Annotated in this window: 18 protein-coding genes and 1 pseudogene; 9 read left to right on the top strand and 10 right to left on the bottom strand. The window is 62.1% G+C overall.

Annotated elements, in window-relative coordinates:
- The first annotated feature begins 1 nt into the window (after position 1).
- Both AOG28_RS07880 and AOG28_RS07875 read left to right on the top strand, forming a co-directional pair.
- Positions 2-697: a hypothetical protein gene (locus AOG28_RS07880; protein ID WP_054555964.1), complete on the top strand. Its 696-nt coding sequence runs from the start codon at positions 2-4 to the stop codon at positions 695-697.
- Between the two features lie 141 nt (positions 698-838).
- Complete coding sequence (locus tag AOG28_RS07875) at positions 839-1,684, top strand: IclR family transcriptional regulator (RefSeq protein WP_054555963.1); 846 nt, start codon at positions 839-841, stop codon at positions 1,682-1,684.
- A 271-nt stretch (positions 1,685-1,955) separates the two neighbouring features.
- Here AOG28_RS07875 and amt read toward each other — a convergent pair whose 3' ends face one another.
- The 8 genes from amt to glnT all read right to left on the bottom strand — a co-directional run bounded on the left by amt (position 1,956) and on the right by glnT (position 11,225).
- Positions 1,956-3,302, bottom strand: a complete 1,347-nt coding sequence (amt, locus tag AOG28_RS07870) for an ammonium transporter (RefSeq protein ID WP_200906753.1) — start codon at positions 3,300-3,302, stop codon at positions 1,956-1,958.
- Positions 3,303-3,447: 145 nt separating this feature from the next.
- Entirely contained in the window at positions 3,448-4,503 is a 1,056-nt protein-coding gene (locus tag AOG28_RS07865) for a heme-dependent oxidative N-demethylase family protein (protein WP_054555962.1), read from the bottom strand.
- Positions 4,504-4,542: 39 nt separating this feature from the next.
- Positions 4,543-5,487 (bottom strand): PDR/VanB family oxidoreductase, encoded by a 945-nt coding sequence (locus tag AOG28_RS07860; protein ID WP_054555961.1) that lies wholly within the window; start codon positions 5,485-5,487, stop codon positions 4,543-4,545.
- Entirely contained in the window at positions 5,472-6,158 is a 687-nt protein-coding gene (locus AOG28_RS07855) for a dimethylamine monooxygenase subunit DmmA family protein (protein WP_054555960.1), read from the bottom strand. The genes AOG28_RS07860 and AOG28_RS07855 overlap by 16 nt, the downstream gene beginning before the upstream one ends.
- 656 nt (positions 6,159-6,814) lie before the next feature.
- The gene (locus AOG28_RS07850; RefSeq protein ID WP_054555959.1) at positions 6,815-8,155 is read right to left on the bottom strand and encodes an FMN-binding glutamate synthase family protein; all 1,341 of its coding nucleotides are present in this window, start codon (positions 8,153-8,155) and stop codon (positions 6,815-6,817) included.
- Positions 8,156-8,169: 14 nt separating this feature from the next.
- Positions 8,170-8,856, bottom strand: coding sequence for a protein glxC (locus tag AOG28_RS07845; RefSeq protein WP_235506987.1), 687 nt, complete (start codon positions 8,854-8,856; stop codon positions 8,170-8,172).
- Positions 8,856-9,773: a class II glutamine amidotransferase gene (locus AOG28_RS07840; protein ID WP_054555958.1), complete on the bottom strand. Its 918-nt coding sequence runs from the start codon at positions 9,771-9,773 to the stop codon at positions 8,856-8,858. The genes AOG28_RS07845 and AOG28_RS07840 overlap by 1 nt, the downstream gene beginning before the upstream one ends.
- A gap of 117 nt (positions 9,774-9,890) precedes the next feature.
- Positions 9,891-11,225: a type III glutamate--ammonia ligase gene (glnT, locus tag AOG28_RS07835; RefSeq protein ID WP_054555957.1), complete on the bottom strand. Its 1,335-nt coding sequence runs from the start codon at positions 11,223-11,225 to the stop codon at positions 9,891-9,893.
- Positions 11,226-11,911: 686 nt separating this feature from the next.
- On the opposite strand from glnT, the gene AOG28_RS07830 reads away from it, so the two are divergent.
- From AOG28_RS07830 to AOG28_RS07810, 6 genes and pseudogenes are all read left to right on the top strand, one after another.
- On the top strand, positions 11,912-13,057 hold the full coding sequence (locus tag AOG28_RS07830) for an aminomethyltransferase family protein (RefSeq protein WP_054555956.1): 1,146 nt from the start codon (positions 11,912-11,914) through the stop codon (positions 13,055-13,057).
- Between the two features lie 468 nt (positions 13,058-13,525).
- Positions 13,526-14,134, top strand: a complete 609-nt coding sequence (locus AOG28_RS07825; protein WP_054555955.1) for a helix-turn-helix domain-containing protein — start codon at positions 13,526-13,528, stop codon at positions 14,132-14,134.
- Positions 14,135-14,198: 64 nt separating this feature from the next.
- Positions 14,199-14,627, top strand: coding sequence for a GNAT family N-acetyltransferase (locus AOG28_RS07820; protein WP_054555954.1), 429 nt, complete (start codon positions 14,199-14,201; stop codon positions 14,625-14,627).
- Positions 14,628-15,007: 380 nt separating this feature from the next.
- A pseudogene (locus tag AOG28_RS18825) lies at positions 15,008-15,952 on the top strand (sodium:solute symporter family protein); the annotation flags it as partial.
- A 34-nt stretch (positions 15,953-15,986) separates the two neighbouring features.
- Positions 15,987-16,628: a sodium:solute symporter family transporter gene (locus AOG28_RS18820; protein ID WP_326998956.1), complete on the top strand. Its 642-nt coding sequence runs from the start codon at positions 15,987-15,989 to the stop codon at positions 16,626-16,628.
- Between the two features lie 171 nt (positions 16,629-16,799).
- Positions 16,800-17,936 carry a hypothetical protein gene (locus AOG28_RS07810; protein WP_054555953.1) on the top strand — a complete coding sequence of 379 codons (1,137 nt, stop codon included), beginning with the start codon at positions 16,800-16,802 and terminating at the stop codon, positions 17,934-17,936.
- 22 nt (positions 17,937-17,958) lie between these two features.
- Here the strand turns inward: AOG28_RS07810 and AOG28_RS07805 are convergent, their stop codons facing one another.
- Together AOG28_RS07805 and AOG28_RS07800 are read right to left on the bottom strand one after the other, a co-directional pair.
- On the bottom strand, positions 17,959-19,026 hold the full coding sequence (locus tag AOG28_RS07805) for a LacI family DNA-binding transcriptional regulator (protein WP_054555952.1): 1,068 nt from the start codon (positions 19,024-19,026) through the stop codon (positions 17,959-17,961).
- Complete coding sequence (locus AOG28_RS07800; RefSeq protein WP_054555951.1) at positions 19,023-20,009, bottom strand: LysR family transcriptional regulator; 987 nt, start codon at positions 20,007-20,009, stop codon at positions 19,023-19,025. The genes AOG28_RS07805 and AOG28_RS07800 overlap by 4 nt, the downstream gene beginning before the upstream one ends.
- Positions 20,010-20,158: 149 nt before the next feature.
- Between AOG28_RS07800 and AOG28_RS07795 the strand changes: the two genes are divergently transcribed.
- The gene (locus tag AOG28_RS07795) at positions 20,159-21,508 is read left to right on the top strand and encodes an aspartate aminotransferase family protein (protein WP_043332339.1); all 1,350 of its coding nucleotides are present in this window, start codon (positions 20,159-20,161) and stop codon (positions 21,506-21,508) included.
- The last annotated feature ends 88 nt before the right edge of the window (positions 21,509-21,596 follow it).

Below are 21,596 nucleotides of genomic sequence, written 5' to 3'. Positions count from 1 at the left end.
GATGACGACAACCATGACGAACACGCTGGGCGGCGCCCTCCCGCTTGCACGCTGTCCACTGCCCGAGAGCCTGGTCAGCCCGATGACGACCGCGACGGCAGATGTCTCGACGGCGGCCCTCAGTCACTGTGCGCTCGCCGACATGAGCGCTCTGGGACGCGCAGGCGTGCGCGGCCGCGACGCCGCCGACTGGCTGGCCGCGCTGGGCTTCACGGTGCCGGGCACGCCCAATGCGGCAACGCTTCAGTCAGATGGCATCTGGCTCGTCAGGCTGTCAGTGGGTGAGTTTCTGCACCTGGCGCCGACCATCCCCCCACAGGCGGGCGTGGCCGAGCTGCCGCTCATCGCACAGGCGGATGAAGCGCTGGCCCAGGGCATGCGCGTGCATTCCCTGCCACGGCGTGATTCCCACGCCTGGTTCAGCCTGAGCGGCAGCACCCTGCCCGCTCTGATGGCCAAGCTGTGCGGGGTGGATCTGCGCGGCGAGGCCTTCCCGCCGGGAAGCGTCGCCCAGACCTCGGTGGCACGCACCAATGCCATCATCGTCAATGCGGGTAGCCTTGCGTGTCCCTGCTTCCACCTGCTGTTCGACATCGCCTCCAGCCACTATCTATGGGGCGTCATGCTCGATGCCATGCGCGAATACTCCGGCCAGAAAGTGACAGCCGCTGCCCTGCTGGCCCATCATCACGGCTAGCGATTGCGGCGCGACACCGGTATCCGCCCGCGGATACCTCTCGCGTTACCACCCGCTCCCCGTCGCTGCCTGCCCCACAGGCCGCGACGGGGACGCTGCGTTTCGCCAACCGCCTGTCGTACGTTGCCAAAGGAACCAGGTATGTCCGATTCCCAAGTGTCGCTTTCCAGCGGGCAAGATGTCGCGAGCACCCCGACAGCACTTTCCTCGCTCGCGACATCACGCGAGAACGATTACACCGTGCCGGCGCTGTTTCGCGGGCTGAGAATCCTCGAGATGTTCAGCAGCAGTCGCAAGGTGCTGACCACCAACGACTTCGCCGAGGAGCTGGGCACCAGCAACTCGGCCATCTATCGCATCGTCATCACTCTCACCGACATGGGCTATCTCAAGAAGATCGCCCGCAATACCTATGAACTGGGGCCACAGGTCATCTCGCTGGGCTTCAGCTATCTGGCCAGCCGCGACCTGGTCGAGGTGGTGGCACCCCACCTGGACACCCTGCGCGACCAGACCACCATGTCGTGCCACTTGAGCGTTCGCGAGGGCACGGACGCCATCTATCTCTACCGCGCCTTCGCCGCACAGCGCATGTCGGTCAACATCCCCATCGGTTCGCGCCTGCCGTGCCATGTCAGCGCCATGGGGCGCATTCTGCTCACGGTACTGGGCGAGGATGAACTGCAGCAGCTCTACCGCCAGATTCGGCTGGATGACTACCCACCGCCGGCACCCCAGAATCTGCCTGCCCTGAAGGATGCCATCGAGGAGGCCCGCCGCCAGGGGTGGGTGGAGAGCCGCTCCGACTACGCCACCGCCATTGCCACGGGACTGTATGACCACACCGGCCATCTGGTCGGCGCCATCAATATCTCGGGACCTGATGCGATGATGGCCGATGAGCGCCGCCGCCTGCTGTTGCGCGGCGCGCTGATGGACTGCGCCCGCCATATCAATCATGAACTGGGTGGCCTGCACCGCCGCTGACGCCGAGTCCGTCTTCGCGGCTTGTTCATCCCGGGGGCTTCATCATCTCTCTTGTTTCCGCCTGCTTTTCCTATCCTTTACCCACCTTTGCCCACCTTTCCCCCGCCGTTCGCCCTCCGTTCGCTCTCCGTTCGCCCTGGAACACGAGAAGGCCCGCCAATTGGCGGGCCTTCTCGTATCACATGCTGGCGGGGCGCATCACGCTCTGAGTCATCAAATTCTGCGCCTCTGAATCATCAGACTATGAGACTCCAGCACCTGGAGTGCGGGCTCAACGCGTCGCCCCCTTTAGCACCGCAGCCGAGGCCGCAGCACTCGCCTTGCCAGCGTGCCCGGATACATTGCCTTCCCCCTGTGACGGCGAGGACATGTTGACGAATTCCGGGTAGGCGCCCATGCCGCATTCGTGCATGTCCATGCCTTCCAGTTCTTCTTCCTCGCTGACACGGAGGCCACCACAGACCTTCTTGATCACCAGCAGCGCCACGAAGCTTGCGCCGAACATCCAGGCGAAGATGATCAGCGTGCCCAGGATCTGGGTGCCGAAGTCCGCCTCCGGATTGGAGAACAGCACCGCCATGATGCCCCACAGGCCTGCGGAACCATGCACGGAAATCGCGCCGACCGGGTCATCGATCTTGAGGCGATCAAGCCCCACCACCGACAGCACCACGATGATGCCGCCCACCGCGCCGACCAGCACCGCAAGGCCGGCAGACGGCAGCAGCGGTTCCGCGGTGATCGAGACCAGACCGGCCAGAGCACCGTTCATCACCATGGTCATGTCGGTCTTGCCGAACATGGCGCGTGACAGCAGCGCCGCGGCCACCATGCCCGCAGAGGCCGCCGCATTGGTGTTGACGAAGATACGCGCCACGCTGTTGGCATCATCGAGACTGGCGATCTTGAGCATCGAGCCGCCATTGAAGCCGAACCAGCCCATCCACAGGATGAACATGCCCAGCATGGCGATCGGCAGGTTGGCGCCCGGGATGGCACGCACCTTGCCGTCAACGCCATAGCGACCCTTGCGCGGACCGACCAGCAATACCGCCGCCAATGCCGCCGCCGCGCCCGCCATGTGCACGACCACCGAACCTGCGAAGTCCTGATAGCCCATCGCATCCAGGAAACCGCCGCCCCACTTCCAGTAGCCTTCCACCGGATAGATGACCGCGACCATCACCACCGCGAAGATCAGAAACGGCCACAGACGCATGCGTTCCGCCACGGCCCCCGAGACGATGGACATGGTCGCGGCGGCAAACACCGCCTGGAAGATGAAGTCCGCCATGCTGGAGTAATAGGCCGCCCCTTCGCCAGCACTGATGTCGCTGAGGGTATTGTCAGCGCCGAGCATGAACGACAGCCCCGGAATCACGCTGCTGATAGCGTTGTCACCGGGATACATCACGTTGTAGCCCACCACCAGGAACACCAGACAGGCGATGCCATAGAGCAGCGCATTCTTGGTCAGGATCTCGACGGTATTCTTGGAGCGCACCAGCCCGGATTCCAGCATCGCGAAGCCGCAGGCCATGAACATGACCAGCGCGGTACACATCAGGAAGTAGAACGTATCCAGCGCGTAGCTGAGTTGGAGCACATCGATATTCACCAGCGTTTCCCCTTTGTTGTTATTCGCAAGCGCTTTCGTCAGTGGCTTGCGATCCATGCCCTATCACGCCCTCGGTGCCGAGGGCTGTTTGCCGAGAGCTCTTTATCAGGAGCTCTTAGCCAGAGCGGCTTGCCCGCAACGTGGCCTAGACCGCTGCCTGCGCCGCCGCTTCGGCCTTGGCCGCAACGCTTGCCTCGCGGGCTTCCAGCCACTCGAGCACGCTGGGCAGATAGCGCGTCAGCCCCTTGTAGTCGATCAGCTCCGCCGGCAGGGTCTTGAGCACCTTCAACAAGCGCGACTGCCAGACCGGGTTGGTACACAGGTCCTCGAGGCTGATCAGATAGGTGCGGATACCGAAGAACAGCGCATGACTGCGCGGCATGCGCACCAGCGTCTGCAGCTCGACGCGCAGATGCACATCACGACCGGCGTTTTCGGCGGTGATGGTGGTGCGATCACTGCCCCACTCGGCATAGGTCTCCGGGGAGCTGTCCATGCGCGGATGGATGGTCATGGTCCAGTTCAGGCGTCGCACCGGCCCCCCGACCTGAATGGCGCACAGGTATTTGAGCGCGCGATCGAACACGCCCATCTCATGCGCCAGCGGCACCGGGCCATGCCACTGCTTGAAGCTCATGCCAGCATCGAAGGCCAGTGACCAGTCCGCCGGACAGGTGATCATGCCGGCGTCCATGAAGAGGTCACCGTCGCGCTGGTCCAGCAACGCGATATCGCCCTGCATCTGACGGCCGATATAGTCCAGTGGCGGCAGTGGCAGGCTGGTGTCATCGCCCATGCGGAAGCTCTGTTCCAGCCCCAGCAGATGGTTGCGCCACACGCAGTCATCGCCGTCGCGCTCGAGACTGAAAGCCTGCGGATAGTCCCGGGCGTAGTGCGTCATCACGAATTCGAGGAAGTCCCAGGCTGCCGGCTGCATGTGTGGCATCACCAGGCAGCGTCTGGGGTCCTTGGCCAGCACCCGCTCACGCTCGGCGATCTCGCTCAGATAATGCTCATCGATATCCAGCATGTGCTCGGTGATGGAACCCGGCTTGCCCGGCAAGACATGTGGCTCGATATTGACCGAGTAACGGTACTCATCTTCCAGGAACGGGAAGGGAAAACGCTGGATGGCGTAGTCGGAATTCTTGAAGGTGAACTGACCATGGAACGCCTGGTCATCTCGCGGGGAAAATTGCATGTTCCTGCTCCTTGGGGGTCCATCTCGCGAAAGACGGTTTCAGAGATCCAACACCAGCCGCTGGCTGCGTGCCCGGGAAACGCAGGGCATCACGCAGCGCTGACTGGCCCGCTCCTGTTCATCGAGGAAGGCGTCACGGTGTTCCGCCTCCCCCTCCAGCATCTCGACCCGACACTGTCCGCAGACCCCGCCGCGACACAGGCTCGTCACCTCGACACCGCTGCGCTCCAGTGCTTCCAGCATCGATTCCTGAGCACCGACCGCCACTTCCACGCCGCTGGTGCGCGCCACGGCCGTGAAGGGAGTCCCCGGTTCCGGGGCGGCAAAGACCTCGTGGTGGATGCGCGCGAGACTCCAGTGCAGCTCGCGTGCTACTTCCTTCACGGCATCAATCATGGCCTGCGGGCCGCAGAGATAAACGTGCGTGCCGGCGGGCTGACGCGCCAGCAAGGCCTTCAGATTCGGGCGTTCGAGACGATGCTGGGTGATGTTGCCACTCGCCAGATAGGGCGCGGCCTCCGGGAAGCGGGCGACGTCTAGGTCCTGGCTGCGCAGGTGCAGCTCCCAGCTGGCGCCACGACTCTCCAGCTCCGGCAGGTAGGAGAGAAACGGCGTGATGCCGATGCCGCCTGCCAACATAAGGTGGTGGCGTGCCTGCCAGTGCGGCAGAAAGAGATTGGCCGGCGGGCTGAGCTCCAGCTCGTCGCCGACCTTGACGCGGGAATGAATGGCTTCGGAGCCCCCACGCGAGACCGGCTGACGACGCACCGCGATGCAGTAATGCGAGGGATCATCCGGCGAGCTGATCAATGAATAGGCGTTGCGACACACCCGCCCTTCTCCCGGAATGCCGAGCACCACATGGCTGCCCGGCGAGAACGGCGTGAAGGGTGAAGTCTCATCGGCAGGCACCAGAGTGAGACGGCGCACGCTGCTGCTGAGCTGATCGACCGCGGCGACCCGCGCCTTCATGAAGCGAGACATGGTGCCACCTCCTCCTGTGGGGGAATCTCTCCCGGCGCTTCCGCATCGATTCGCACGCCCATGTAGGCGCCGAGACGCTTGGAAAAATGATCACGCACTTCCAGCATCAAACCACAGCCATCGCAGGCCGCCGGCGAGTGGATGACGTGCTCACTGACCTGCTGGCAGTGCACGCAGAACACATGCCGCCCCAGGGCAGCCACCGGCAGCATCACCATGTCATCCAGCAGCAGTCCCTGCTGCTGAGCCAGATTGGCGACCTGCCACACGAAATGCTCACTGCCGATGATGACCAGACACCCCGCCGCGCCTACCTCGCCGATGGCACCCGCCAGCGCATCGCAGGCTAGGGGGCGATCATCGACGTCGTACCAGCGATGCAGGCGGGCGCTGTCGGCGGGCCCCGTGGGCAACGCCTCTGTTGCCGGAGTGGATTGCGAGGTGCCTCCCACCTCGCGGCTACCGAGCTGATCAAGCAGCGTACTGATCAGCTGACAATGCATCTGCAGCTGCTGACGGGCGTTGCCCGCCGCCTGGCCAGTGCCTGGCAGGCTCTCGGGAGACTGGCATGCCACCAGATAGCGTTGGGCATCGGGCAGCGCCTCGATGCGTGGATAGTGTTGCCGACTTCGAATCCCGGCAGTGACAGAGGATGATTGCGGGCTTTTCATGACACGACCCTGCTCTGAGAAATTGTCCTTGTTGTAATGCCGCCGTCTTGACGATGACGGGCATCCGACTACCACTCCATTTCTTGAGCATATTTCGTGCCATTGACGGCAAAATCATTGCCCCACATACCCGACAAAATTGCCTGAAAATCCTGCTTCATATATGAACCATAAATCGAGACATTCACGCACCAAAACAGAACATCAAGCTCAGACAAAACGGCTTGTATTCACCATTATTGCCCTGATTCAACCTCACCCCACACGCCAACCTCTACGCCTGACATCTTTCTCATGAAATAACCACAAGATCCTGAAAGAATGGAAAAACTCAGCCTTGAGAAAATCACGACCTCTCAATCGACACGACACCATGTGCTACTCTAACGCCAGCATTCTGACGCGCTTTCGCTTGCATGATATTGGCCGGATTCCTTGACTTGACTCAGCACAAAAGAAAGCGCCTCACCGAAGGGGTGAGGCGCTCTAGTGACTCGATATAATCAGGTCATATTTTTCTACATCAACCGGAGCAGAGTTCTTGTCACTGCGACAGCTTGCATGGACAACATTGCGGCGAACTTGCTGACAAAAGGCTTCGCAGCTTTGCCATGACAATCATGCGCAATGGCACACGCACAAGAGAGATCGTGCCATCAATATCCGCCTTGGCCCGGCACCCAGTTGGTGCCCGCCAGCGGCACCCGGGCCATGGCCGCGGCTTCCACGTTAAGAGCGACCAGATCTTCCGGTTCCAGGTGGTGCAGGTGCGACTTGCCACAGGCACGTGCCAGGGTCTGGGCTTCCAGCGTCAGCACGCGCAGGTAGTTGGCCAGACGCTTGCCGGCTGCGACCGGGTCCAGTCGCTGGCTCAGCTCCGGGTCCTGGGTGGAAATACCGGCCGGACACTTGCCATCCTGGAAGTCGTCATAGAAACCGGCGGCGGACCCCAGCTTCTGATACTCATCGGCATAGCGCGGATGGTTGTCGCCCAGCGCAATCAAGGCGGCGGTACCGATGGCCACGGCGTCGGCACCCAGCGCGATCGCCTTGGCCACATCGGCGCCGTTGCGAATCCCGCCGGAGACGATCAGCTGCACCTCACGGTGCAGGCCCATCTCCTGCAGTGCCTGAGTGGCCTGGGGGATGGCGGCCATGGTCGGGATGCCGACGTGTTCGATGAAGACATCCTGGGTGGCGGCGGTGCCGCCCTGCATGCCATCCAGCACGATGACATCCGCGCCCGCCTTCACCGCCAGCTTGACGTCGTAGTAGGTGCGGGTCGCGCCGATCTTGACGTAGATCGGCACCTGCCAGTCGGTGATCTCGCGCAGTTCGGCAATCTTGATCGCCAGGTCATCCGGGCCGGTCCAGTCCGGGTGGCGACAGGCGCTGCGCTGGTCGATGCCCTGCGGCAGCGTACGCATGCCCGCGACCCGCTCGGAAATCTTCTGGCCCAGCAGCATGCCGCCACCGCCGGGCTTGGCGCCCTGGCCGAGCACGACTTCAATGGCGTCGGCCTTGCGCAGGTCGTCCGGGTTCATGCCATAACGTGACGGCAGATACTGATAGACGAGGCGCGAGGACTGGCCGCGCTCTTCCCGGGTCATGCCGCCATCGCCGGTGGTGGTGGAGGTGCCGATTTCCGAGGCACCCCGGCCCAGCGCTTCCTTGGCCTGGGCGGACAGGGCACCGAAGCTCATGCCGGCGATGGTCACCGGCGTGCTGATCACGACCGGCTTCCTGGCATGGCGCGTGCCGAGCACGACTTCGGTCTCGCACTTCTCGCGATAGCCTTCCAACGGATAGCGCGACATGCTGGCGCCGAGGAACAGCAGGTCATCGAAATGCGGCACCTTGCGCTTGGCGCCCCAGCCACGGATATCGTAGATTCCCGTCTCCGCCGCGCGCTGGATCTCATGGATGACATCGCGGCCGAAGGTCGCGGATTCCCGCAGTGCCGGGTTGTAGGGCTGTGTTTGAGTCTCGTCGGTCATGTTGAGCATCCTGATCAGTAGGCTGAGGCGTTGTCGACCTTGAAGTGATAGAGCTGACGCGCAGATCCATAACGCGTGAAGCTGGCCGGGTCTTCCTCGATTCCGGCACTCGCCAGCAACTCCGCCAGTTCTTCCAGGTGCTCGGCACGCATGTCCTTGGCGATGCAGTCCGCGCCCAGCGATGCGACCGTGCCCTTCACGTAGATTCGCGCTTCATAGAGCGAATCGCCGAGCCCTTCACCGGCGTCGCCGCAGACCACCATGCGTCCCGCCTGGCCCATGAAGGCACTCATGGCCCCGATGTTGCCCTTGACGACGATATCCACGCCCTTCATCGAGATGCCACAGCGCGCCGAGGCATTGCCTTCGATGATCAGCAGGCCGCCGTGGGCAGTCGCGCCCGCGGACTGGGAAGCATCGCCCTTGACCCGCACGCAGCCCGACATCATGTTTTCCGCCACCCCGACCCCGGTGTTGCCGTGGATGGTGACGCTGGCCTTCTGGTTCATGCCCGCGCAGTAGTAGCCCGCATGGCCATCGATATCGACACTGATGTCGTCATTGATGCCGCAGGCGATGTTGTGGGCGCCGTCGGAATTGACCACTCGCCACTCGCGCGCGTCCTTCAGGGTGTCGGCATCGTGCAGGGCCTGGTTCAATTCGCGCAGCCCTTCAACGGCCAGATCGTGTGTCTTCATCATTACGCGGCCTCCGAACGGGCGGTGTCTTTTTCCCACAGGTACAGGCGGCCGGGTTCCGGCTCCCACACGCGGGCATCCTTGATGCCCGGCAGACTGGCCAGGGCACGGTATTCCGAGGCCATGGCCACGTAGTCATCGGTCTCGGCGATCACGGCAGGCTTGCAGGCGATCGGGTCACGTACCACGGCGAAGCCATCACGCGTGCCGATGGTGAAGGTGAAGAAGCCATCAAGGTCCTTCAGGGCGCCGGTGATCGCGGCTTCCAGGCTGTCGCCCTGCTCCAGACGCCAGGTCAGGTAGCCGGCGGCGACTTCGGAATCGTTGTCGGTCTCGAAGCTGATGCCCTCACGCTTGAGCTTGGTGCGCAGCCAGTTGTGGTTGGACAGCGAGCCGTTGTGGACCAGGCACAGATCACGCCCGGTGGAGAACGGGTGGCTGCCCTGCAGGGTCACGGCGCTTTCGGTCGCCATGCGGGTATGGCCGATGATGTGGCTGCCCTGCATGCCCTTGAGGCCATAGAGGCTGGCGATATGGGCCGGCAGGCCCACCGCCTTGAGGATCTCGATGCTCTGCCCCACGCTCAGCACGCGAATCTGCGGGGCGCTGTCGGCAAGCCAGCTGCGCACGGCACTTTCTTCCCCGGCGATCTTGAATACCGCGACACTGGCATTGCTGAACCAGTCCGCCACCGTGCCGACCTGCTCGCCCAGGCCCTTGGCGATCGCCTCCCAATCCTCATCGGCACCATCGCTTTGCAGCGTCAGCTTGATGCCAGCGTCAAATTCGTCGCCATAGATGGCGAAGCCGGCGCTGTCCGGGCCGCGATCGGTCATCGCGATCAACATCGGCTCGAACAGCTCCCCCAGGCGCGATTCCAGCGCCGGGTTCTTGAGATAAAGCCCTACGATTCCACACATGGTGATGTCCTCTCACGGGCAGGAGGCGTCTCCTGCCTGGTGTCTTGAGCGTGGTGGTGACAGTGGCGACCCTCGTCTGGCATGACCCGCGAGATCCGCGAGCGCCGCCGGATGAGATCAGAAGAATTCGGCGTAGCGCTGGACTTCCCAGGCACTGACCTGTGCGTTGTAATCCAGCCATTCCTCGCGCTTGAGGCGCATGAACTCGGCGCAGATTCCCTCGCCCAGGCTCTCGCGCAGAATGCTGTCCGCCTCGAGCGCATCGATGGCCAGCGAAAGATTCTGCGGCAGCTTCTCGATGCCCTTTTCGGCGCATTCGCTCGGGGTCAGCGAGTAGAGATTGATGTTGTGGGGCGTGCCCGGGTCCAGCTTGCGCGCCACGCCATCCAGCCCCGCCGCGATGATGGCGGCGTGCACGAGATAGGGGTTGCAGCCGGCGTCCGGCAGGCGGAACTCGAGGCGACCGTAGGGCACACGCACCATGGCCGAGCGGTTGTTGTCACCGTAGGCGATGAAGACCGGTGCCCAGGTCGCGCCGCTGGTGCTGCCACCGCCGACCAGACGCTTGTAGGAATTGACGGTCGGCGCGGCAAAGGCACACAGTGCCGGGGCATGTGCCAGCAATCCGCCGAGGAAGTGGTACGCCAGCGGTGACAGACCCATGCCCTGGGCGTCGGAGTCATCGCCGAACAGGTTGCGGCCGGTGTCATCACATACGGACAGGTGGAAGTGCATGCCGTTGCCCGGGCGGTCCGCCAGTGGCTTGGGCATGAAGGAGCACACCATGCCCAGGTCATTGGCGATCTCGCCGGCGGCCATGCGCACGAAGGTGAAGCGGTCTGCCGAGGTCAGCGCATCGCTGTAGGTGTAGTTGATCTCGAACTGGCCGTTGGCGTCCTCGTGATCGATCTGATAGACGTCGAAGTCCACCGCCTGCAGCGATTCGACCAGACGTTCGAGGAATTCACGCGAACGCGACAGGCCCTTGTAGTCGTAGCAGGGCTTGGCGAGGGTATCGCTCTCGTCCACCGGCAACAGCTCACCCGCTTCCCCCCGGCGGAACAGCGAGAATTCCGGCTCCAGCCCGCTATTGAGCGTCCAGCCCTTCTCCTTCAGGCGCTCCAGCTGCTTGAGCAGCACCACGCGGCTGTCGTTGGCGAACGGTTGCCCATTGACGTAGCCATCACAGGCCATGCGCGCATAACCCGGCTGCCACGGCACCAACGACAACGAGCTCAGATCACCCCGCGCCATGAAGTCCGGCCCCTCCGGCGACATGCCGAGACCACTGACGGCAAAGCCGGCAAAGCCGGCGCCCTTCTCGACCACATCCATCAGGCAATTGGCCGGCACGGACTTGGTCTTGGCAGCGCCATGAATATCCACGAACTGCGCCAGCAGATAGCGAATGTCGTGATCCTTGATGAACTGTTGCGCGTTTTCGGGTGACATCTGGGTTTCCTCTGAGAGCGGACCGGGTTCCATCTCCCTCGACACTGTCTGCCACCCCGGGAAACCTGACCCCTTGTGGTGACTCGCCACGTCAAGATAGCGGATGAAACGAGTTTTTGTGATTCCTGCTGGTCAACTTTATTTCCCTCAAAGAAAAGCATGCAGCATGCCATTTCGTCAGCTGTCGCCCAGAGCTTTTCACCAACCTCCTGTTTTGCATGGAAATTTATTTTCCAAGCTCATTTCCACCCACAGGAAACGCCAGGTGATCCTGAGTGAATTCCTGCCCGTTTCTCGAAATAGGCATCATTTCGGTGCCCAAAGCCCTCTCTTCGCACCAGCATGACGCAAAGCGCTAATATTCACGCCCGAATTCGTGCTGCCGATCGGCGCCTGACTCGCTCAAGGGCTGCCGTGGCCATGGCCTTTGACGGAATTGGCAAGCCCCTTGCTTAACCATGAGGAATGTTTCTTTCCTTTCAAGAATCGACCCTCGTGCGATCAGGCAAGGCAAGCAGCAGGCACAAGCCCTTGTGAAGCGCCTGAAGAGGCGCCTGAAAAGGCGAAAGAACAACAACACCTCCTGCGGCGGATGCGCGTCTTGCGCGCCATCTTCGCCAGCATCAGCAGGACTACGGCACCCCCCATTTACGCTAGGCAGCACGACTCACAGGAGAAAGGGACGCATGGCGAATTCATGGCGCATCTCGGCACTGGCCGAACAACACCGCAAGCTGGGCGCGGAGCTTGAAGACTGGAATGGCATGGGCACCGCCTGGAATTACGCCGTCTCGGATACGGCCGATGACCACGAGACCATTCGCACCCGCGCCGGTCTGATGGATGTCTCGGGGCTCAAGAAGATCCACTGCAATGGCCCGCATGCTCAGGCCGTGCTGGATTACGTCACCACGCGGGACATGTCCAAGCTGTATCCGGGCAAGTCGGTGTACGCCAGCGTCTTGAATGAGGCCGGCAAGTTCGTCGACGACTGCATCGTCTATTGTCTGGCGCCGAACTCCTACCTCGTGGTGCACGGCACGGGCACCGCGAATGAAATGCTGGCCAAGAGTGCCCTGGGGCGCGCCGTCAGCCTGACCTTCGATGACGACATGCATGACATGTCACTGCAGGGGCCGGTCGCGGTGGATTTCCTGGAGCGTCACGTGCCGGGTATCCGTGAGCTGCGTTACTTCCACCATCTGCAGACCCAGCTGTTCGGCTGCCACGTGATGATCTCGCGCACCGGCTACACCGGCGAGCGTGGCTACGAGATCTTCTGCAAGGCCAAGGACGCCCCCTCTCTGTGGGAGCAGATCCTTGAGGAGGGTGCCGACATGGGCATCAAGCCGTGCAGCTTCGGCACCCTTGACTGGCTGCGGGTCGAGAGCCACCTGCTGTTCTACCCGGCGGACAATTCCGAAACCTACCCGTATCCCGACCAGCCGGTGGGCGACACCCTGTGGGAGCTGGGCCTGGACTTCACCGTCTCGCCGGGCAAGACCGAATTCCGTGGCGCCAGCGAACACTTCGCGCTGCAGGGCAAGGAGCGCGTCAAGGTCTATGGCGTGCTGCTGGATTCGAAAGACGTCGCCCAGATCGGTGACAAGGTCTACGCCGACGGCAAGTGTGTCGGGGTCATCACCCAGGGCATGTACTCGCGCCTGAGCGATCGTTCCATGGCGCTGGCACGTCTCGAGCCCGGCTATGCCGAGCATGGCACCCCGCTGACCCTCAAGACCGGCACTGACGGCGAGACCAGCCTCTCGGCCATCAGCCATTCCCTGCCCTTCGATGACCCGGAAAAGGCCAAGCGACTGGCTCGCGGCTGATCGCACGCCACAGCCACGAGGCAACAAGCTCAAGCCGCGAGGCAACAGCTCAAGCCCCGCGGCGACAGCGCGAATCGCGTGATGCTGGATAGCGTGAAACCTGAGAGGCCTCCTCGGCATGGCGTCGAGGAGGCCTCTTGCATCACATGCCATGGAGTCAGACCGAGGACTGGCCACAAACGTGGATGAGGGTTGGCGGTAAACTTGATAATGTCACCCGATATTCGCACGCGGGTGACGCGCAACGACTCCCACAAGGACGCGTATTCTCACCCCGCCTGATCATTGTCCTTATCGCATTCACCTCCGCCACAGGAGTTATCCATGCCGCGAGAATCCTCACATTCCTCCGATACACCTCAACCGACAGCGCCTGACACGAAAGTGTCTGACACGAAAGCTCCTGACACGAAAGCTCCTGACACGAAAGCGCCTTCGCTGGCCGCGGAACCTGCCGCGCAGTCCGAGGTGAAGGAGACCATCACCGCGGCAGCCGACGAGACACGCCTGGGACTCGAGCAGCACATTGCGCGCGCGCTCAAGCAGCAGCGAGTCTCGCAGGGCTACAAGATTTCCGACGTCTCGCGTATCGCCGGTGTCAGCCAGGGCATGATCAGCAAGGTGGAGAACGCCCAGGTATCCACCAGCCTCGATACCCTCAACAAGCTGTGCAATGCCTTGAGCCTGCCGATCTCGAAGCTGTTCAGCGATTACGATGTCAACGGGCGTGGTGCCCAGCACATCAAGGCCGGACAAGGCATGCAGGTAGTGCGCACCGGCACGGAAGTCGGCCATGCCTACCAACTGTTGAGCTACAAACAAGGCCCCAAGAAGCGCTACGAACCCTTCCTGATCACCATGGATGACGCCAGCGAAGTCTTCCCCAACTTCTGTCATGCCGGGCATGAATTCATCTACCTGCTTTCCGGCAACCTCACCTACCGTCATGGTGACAAGTTCTATGACATGGGGCCCGGTGACAGCCTGGCTTTCGATGCCGGTGTGCCGCATGGCCCCGAGAAATTGAACGAGGTACCGATTCAGCTGCTGTCGATCATTCACTACGACGATGAATGAGCCTCTCTGACGAATGAGACCCTCGAACATCCATCATCATCGTCATGGGGACTGGACAACATCAATGAAGATTCGCCTTGCCACACCCAAGGATGCTCAGGGAATTTCACGCGTTGCGTCCGCACTGGGCTATCTGCCCCACGACGATGATGCGTTGATCCTGCAGCGACTGGAGCACCTGTTGGCGTCACGCCATGACCGCATCTGGGTGGCGGAACAGGCGGGCGAAGTGATTGGCTGGCTGCATGCCCAGCATGTCTTTCGTGTCGCTTCAGCCGATTTCATCGAGATCTTGGGCCTGTCCGTCGCACAAGAGGCGCAACGACAAGGCGCAGGGCGGGCGTTGGCCAGGCAGGCCATCGCCTGGGCATCCGACGAGGCGCTGACCCTGCGGGTTCGCACCCATGAGGCGCGCGATGTCGCCAGGAGATTCTATGCCGCCTGCGGCTTTACGCTGGCCAAGACACAGTGCGTATTTCAGATGACCCCGTGATTCTGTACGCCTTCCTGATCGAGCTCGCCCGCCTTCCTGACTGAGCTCGCCCCGATTTCATGCCCTGCCATGCCCTGCAGGCCGAAGAAAAAATCGCCTGCCATGACAGCGTTGCGAGACGCGACCTGTATAGCCCTTCATTCCTCTGGCAGTCATATCGCCCGAATGGCGGCAGAGTTGTCGTCGTTTCCTCCAGCTACGGCATCTGTTTCTGCGCGAAAAGGCATGAGGATGACGCCTCTTGCATGACTCCCCTCCCCACGAGAATCTTGCCATCGCGCCGGCATGAGACTTTCGTCCGCCGGTGAAATATGTTTTTGACAGTGCCATTTTCTCGGCTAGATTGAGTCGATGTAACGGGTTACATTCGAAGACAAGACATGGTTGCCCCGGTCATGTCCGCTACCTGCCCCACTGCATCATCCCCAACAATCAGAGGGTCGTTTCAGTCCCTGCTACGCCACGTACGCCCCGCTCCATGCATGACCTTCATAGAACAATCAACAATAAACGGAGACTCGACTATGGCTTGGTACTACTCCTATATCATTGGCTATTTCGTGATCATGTTCGCGATCGGCTACTACTACTTCCGCAAGGTGAAGACCTCTGACAGCTATCTGATTGCCGGCTGGAACATGGGCTACTGGAAGATCACCGGCACCACCATCAGTACCTGGTGTGGCGCGGCAGCCTTCATCGGCTGGATGGGAATGGGCTTTCCCAAGGGACTCTCCGGCTACTTCATGTTTGCCCTGCCCGGCATCATCGCGAGCCTGATGCTGGTCATCTTCTTCAGCCGCCCGCTGCGTCGCAAGAAGCTCTATACCCTGGCGGATCTGTTCGGGCGCCGCTTCGGCCGCAAGGCCAGTCTGTTTCCCTCGTTCTTCTCGGCCTTCGTCTACTCGGTGCCTGCCACCGCGATCCAGATCATCGGCATGAGCACCATTCTCACCGTGGTGCTGGGGTTGGAATTCAATACCGCCATCTTCGTGTCCTTTGCGCTGATTCTCGGCTTCACCATTCTGGGAGGCCTTGAAGCGGCCATCGTCACCGATGCCCTGCAGAGCATCCTGCTGATCGCCGGCATCATGGTGCTGGGCTTCACTGCCCTGAGTTATGCCGGAGGGCTGGAACATGCCCTGCTCAATACGCCGATCGAGTTTCTCGCCCCGCTGCCCGAGGGCAAGACAATGGAGGTAGTGACCTTCGCGCTGACGGTGGCGCCGTTCTACCTCGTCTGGCAGTGCACCTGGCAACGCATCTTCGCCTCCGAAAGTGAGGATGTGGCCATCAAGGCCGGCGTGTCAGGCTTCTCCATCGTGATGCTGATCTCCTTCTTTGCCCTACTGCATCGGCGTGCTGGCGCGTCAATTCGTGCCGCTGGATACCTCGGCCGATCTCGTCTTCTCCTACGTCACCATGCAGTTGCTGCACCCGGCCATCGGCGGGCTGGTCATCGTCGGCCTGCTGGCCGCCCTGATGACCTCGGCGGATTCCTACATCCTGCAGGGCAGCTCCAATCTGGCGCATGACCTCTATGGCAACTTCATCAATCGTCACGCCAACGAGAAGCAGAAGATGGCCTCGGCGCGCCTGAGTGTCGTCATCATCAGCGTGCTGGGACTGGGCGTCACCTTCCTGATGACCGACATCATCTCGGCCTATCAATGGGCGCTGCGCATCTCGGCCACCACGCTGATCTTCCCGTTCTTCGCGGTGATGTTCTGGAAGCCTGCGACGTCCCGGGGCTGCATCAGCAGCATGGCGAGCGCCCTGAGTGTCACCGCCCTCTGGCCACTGCTGTCGACTGGCATCGACCCCGCCTACCCGGGCTTCCTGACCTCGCTGGTCGTGCTGGTGGTCGTCAGCAAGCTGACCCGTCATAGCCCCAGCGAGGATGTCGCGGCCTATTACTGGGATGGCGCCGAGTCACACGCCGCAAGCGCTCTCCCGGACGCCGCCAAACCGGATATCGCGCTGGCCTCGAAGGCTGTCTGAGCGACACCGGATCACCAGGATCGTAAAGACAGGAAGTGGCTCGGGGCTTGTCATCGCCACGAGCCATTTCACCGCCCCCTGGTGCCTGGCTTGCCGCTTGCTTGTGATCTCTTCACCCGCTGACTGATCAGCAGGATTCTCTGGCACGCCGTCATGACAAGGATGACTCACATGACCCGAGCAGTACCGACTTCCCACAGCGCCGCCAGGCCAGCCGCCCATCGTGTCCATAATCCCTACGCCCCGCTGAGCGAGTCAGAGCCTCAGCCCGGCACGCGTTGGCTCAAGGGCAATATTCATGTGCATACCCGCGAAGCGCTCGATGAGAGCATTTCGATGGACCGGATTCATGGCGAGGATCATGACGAAGTGATCCGGCGCTCACAGGCCGCTCCCTTCCACTTCGATTTCGTGTGCACCTCGGTTCACCCCTACCTCAACAATATCGAGCTGTTCTCACGTGGTGAGCAGCGTGATGACTTCGTGGTGATTCCGGGGCGCGAGATCCAGAACGACACCATCGACGATGGCGGCTATCTCGACGGCTATTTCGCCGGCGAGCATTCGAAATATCTGCATGTGCTGAGCATGGGCAAGGTCGGCGGCCTGTCGATCTGCGCCCATCCCAACTTCTTCGAGACCACCCGCCCACGCGAAGGCGGCGAATGGACACAGATCAAGAAGACGCTCCTCAACCCCTGTGCGCGCCTCGCGGAGATGAACATCATGGGCATGGAGGTCTACAACGGCCTTTCCATCCTGGAAGAACACATGGGGGCCAGACCCTATGCGCCGCACATGGCAGAACCCTGCTGGGATGATCTTCTGTGTGAGGGAGTGCGCTGTGCAGGCTTTGCCGGCAACGACGAGTTCTATCGCGAACAATATGTCTACGAGAACTACGCGCCACTGGGCTTCATCATGGTGGCCGCGGCGCTCAATGAGGCCGATATCCTGCGCAACGTGAAGCGCAACCGCTTCTATGCCAGCACCGGGGTGATGCTGGCCGATACGCCACTGGCAATGTCTGAACAGCAGGGACGCTATACCTTGCGCGTCAGCGCACAGGGCAAGGTGAAGTGGAAGGCGATGGTGCAGCGAGGCGTGGACCCCACAGGCGCAGGCGAGCCAGACGCGCCGCAGCTGATCGAGATCACGGCCCCCACCGCTGCCGCAGAGTGGGAGCTGGAACTGGACGGCGACTGGAAGTACGTGCGCTTTCAGGCCGAGTCACTGGACAACTCCCTGCATCGCGCCTGGTTGCAGCCGATCTATGGTCCGGGCTGGGTCGACTACAAGACGCTGTGAATCAGGCCCCATGAACAGGTGCTCAGCCCTGACTGGGCGCCGGGCCTGCACTACCGCGAATCGCCAGCGACGCGTCCAGCAAGCGTGACGTCAAGGGCGCGTCGTCCTCGAGATGGCGGATCAACGCCTGGGCGATCACTTCGCCCATCTCCTCCACCGGCAGGTCTACCGTCGTCAGCGGTGGATTGAGGAACTCCGCCATTTCCAGGTCATCGAATCCCACCACCGAGACCTGTTGCGGCACACGGATTCCCCGCCGCTGCAGCGCCAGCATGGCACCACTGGCCAGCACGTCATTGAGGCACATCACGGCGGTGATGCCATCCCGCAGGCCGCCTTGCCCTTCGCCATCGAGCGCGCCCCCAGGCTCACAAGAAAGCTCGCCTATCGCGGCGCTCGCCCCGGCGGTGGTGACATCGACGAACTGATCATGCTCGCGATCGGCGCTGGCACTCTCCAGCGCCTGCAGCGCGGCAACGGCGCCGTCGTAGCGCAGGCGCGCGCGGTCGTTGTGCGCCAGCGGCTCGGAGAGGATGACGATACGCTGATGGCCCAAGGCCATCAGATACTCCGCCAGCGCCTTGGCCAGGCCGTAGTTGTCATAGCCCACCGTGATCAACGGCGAGTCCGGCAGGTAGATGCTGTTGAAGACCACCGGCACCGAGAAGCGTGACAGGTAGTCCAGTGTCTCGGCGGCATGACTGCCGCCGGGCAGAATCACGGCGTCCACCCCCATGTTGACCAGCTCGCGTACCTTGTCGAATTCCATCACCCGCCCCTTCTGGGTGGTCGTCACCATCAGACTGTAGTGCGCCCGCGCCAGCGCGCCCTCCAATGCATCGATGAACTTGGCGTAGATCTGATTCTCGAAGGTCGGGATCACGATCCCCAGGGTGCGCGATTGATGCTGAGACAACACACGCGCGGCATTGTTGGGCAGGAAATCGAGCGCTTCGGCCGCCGCCAGCACCTTGTCAGCCGTCTTCTTCACCACCTTTTCCGGATTGTTGAGCACCCGTGAGACCGTCGCGACCGACACCCCCGCCTGCTGGGCGACTTCCCTGACCCCGGCACGCTTGGACTTGTTCATGACCGGCCCTCCTGGGTAGATGGCGCTTTCCGTGTCGGTGTCGCCTGGCGCAGGGCGTCCAGCTCGGTCAGATAACGCTCCAGCACCAGATTGGGTGCGCGGCTCTTGCGCGTGATGGCGCTGTAATAGGTGACATAGGAGTTGGCCACCGGGCTGAGCGCCTGCATCTGGCCATCGCGCACCCAGCGCTCGGCATAGTGGGTGGGCAGATAGCCGAGATAACGCCCGGAGAGCACCAGAAAGGCGATGCCCTCGCGGTCAGTCGCGGAAGCGGCGGCTTTGAGCGGCTCGTGCAGCGCCTTGATCGCAGGCGTCTGTGCGTAGGCCGGCAGCACCGCATCATGCTGGCGAATCTCTTCCTCGCCCACCGGTCGCCCGCGCGCGAGGGTGTCGCCCGCCCGGGGTTCACGGAACAGCACATGGCCCCGCGCGCAGTAAAGGCAGGAGGTTTCCTCGTAGAGCGAGCGATACTCGAGCCCCGGCAGCGTCTTGAGCGTCGGGATCACGCCGGTATGCAATCGCCCATCCAGTACGGCACGCTCGATCTCATTGGGCGGGATCATGCGGATGTTGATCTTCACTTCCGGGCCGTGCTTCTTGAGCGCGCTCAGGGCGTGAGTGATGTGCATCTCCGGCATGGTGACCAGGTTGTCGGTGATGCCGATGTTCAGCTCGCCCTTGAGCCAGGCGTGCAGTCCGTTGATGCGCGTGCGAAAGCCTTCCGCCGCTGCCAGCATCTGCATCGCGGCTTCATGGACGTCTCTTCCCTCATTGGTGAGCGCAAAACCACTGCGACCCCGCTGGCAGAGCTTGAGGCCAAGCCGCGTCTCCAAGTCACTCATCGCCATGCTGATGGCGGAGCGACTGATGTTGAGCTCGATCTCGGCCGCCGAGAAGCCGCCGCACTCCACCACCTTGCGAAAGATGCGCAGCAAGCGCAGATCGGCATCGCCAAGCTGTCCTCTCATGCCGTCCTTGCGCATGGTCTGCCCTCCTGATTTCCACGACATGGAAAGTTAAGTAAATGCTTTCCTGAAGATAAAGACAATGGCATTTATCTTACCAAAAGGACTTCCTAATCTAGTTGGACAGGAGCCGAGAACCAACAACAACACACTCTGTGGGAGACATCATGACCGCCTTCGATACATCCCCTTCCGCCCAGGCAGGCTTGAGCCAGGAGCAGCTCGATGCCTACTGGATGCCCTACACGGCCAACCGCCAGTTCAAGCAGGACCCGCGCATCATCACCAAGGCGCAGGGAGCCTACTTCACGGACTCCCAGGGCCGTCAGATCTTCGATGGCCTGTCGGGTCTCTGGACTTGCGGTGCCGGTCATTGCCGCCCGGAAATCGCCGAGGCGGTCAGCGCGCAGCTGCGTGAGCTGGATTACGCACCCGCCTTCCAGTACGGCCATCCCAAGGCCTTCGAGCTGGCGCATCGCATCAAGACGCTGATGCCTGAGGGGCTGGATCACGTCTTCTTCACCGGCTCCGGCTCCGAGAGTGCCGACACCTCGCTGAAGATCGCGCGTGCCTACTGGCGCAAGAAAGGCAAGCCGACCAAGACCAAGCTGATCGGGCGCAGCAAGGGCTACCACGGCGTCAACTTCGGGGGCTTCAGCGTCGGCGGCATCGGGGCCAACCGCTCGCTCTACGGTCAGGGGGTCGATGCCGATCACCTGCCGCATACCCTGCTCAAGGAAAATGTCTTCACGCCCGGCATGCCCAGGACCGGTGCCGAGCGCGCCGATGAGCTGCTGGAGCTGATCGCGCTGCATGATGCCTCCAATATCGCCGCTGTCATCGTCGAGCCGATGGCAGGCTCCGCCGGCGTGCTGCCGCCGCCAGTGGGCTATCTCAAGCGCCTGCGCGAGATATGCGACCAGCACGACATCCTGTTGATCTTCGATGAGGTCATCACCGGCTTCGGGCGCATGGGCGCCATGAGCGGCGCCGAGGAATTCGGGGTCACGCCGGATATCCTCAACGTCGCCAAGCAGATCACCAATGGCGCGGTGCCGATGGGCGCCGTGGTCGTCAAGGGCGACATCTACCAGACCTTCATGGACAACGGCGGCCCCGACTACATGATGGAGATTCCCCACGGCTACACCTACTCCGGTCACCCGGTGGCGTGTGCCGCGGCGCTGGCAGCCCTCGACGTGCTCGAGAACGACCAGCTCATCTCCCGCGTCCGCGAGCTGAGTCCGGTATTCGAGAAGAAGCTGCATGAGCTCAAGGGCACGCGCTACATCAGCGACATCCGCAACTACGGCCTGGCCGGTGCCCTGCAGGTCGAGGCCTATCCCGGCGAGCCGGCGCGGCGCCCGTATGAGATTGCCATGCACTGCTGGAAGGCCGGTTTCTATGTCCGTTACGGCGGCGACACCATTCAGCTAGGCCTGCCGTTCATCACCGAGCACGATGAACTGGACCGTCTGATCAATGCCCTGGGTGATGCCTTCGCCGCACAGGACTGATGATCGAAGCTTAAGACTGACAATCACGTTCGGACTGGCGATCGACGCCAGCCCCATTACTGCCCTTTTTCTTGCAAGTCATTTCATG

Source organism: Cobetia sp. UCD-24C (assembly GCF_001306765.1).
In the GTDB taxonomy this organism is placed as follows: Bacteria; Pseudomonadota; Gammaproteobacteria; order Pseudomonadales; family Halomonadaceae; genus Cobetia; species Cobetia amphilecti.
The sequence above is the reverse complement of the archived record's forward strand: the minus strand, read 5'-3'. Positions and strand labels throughout refer to the sequence as shown.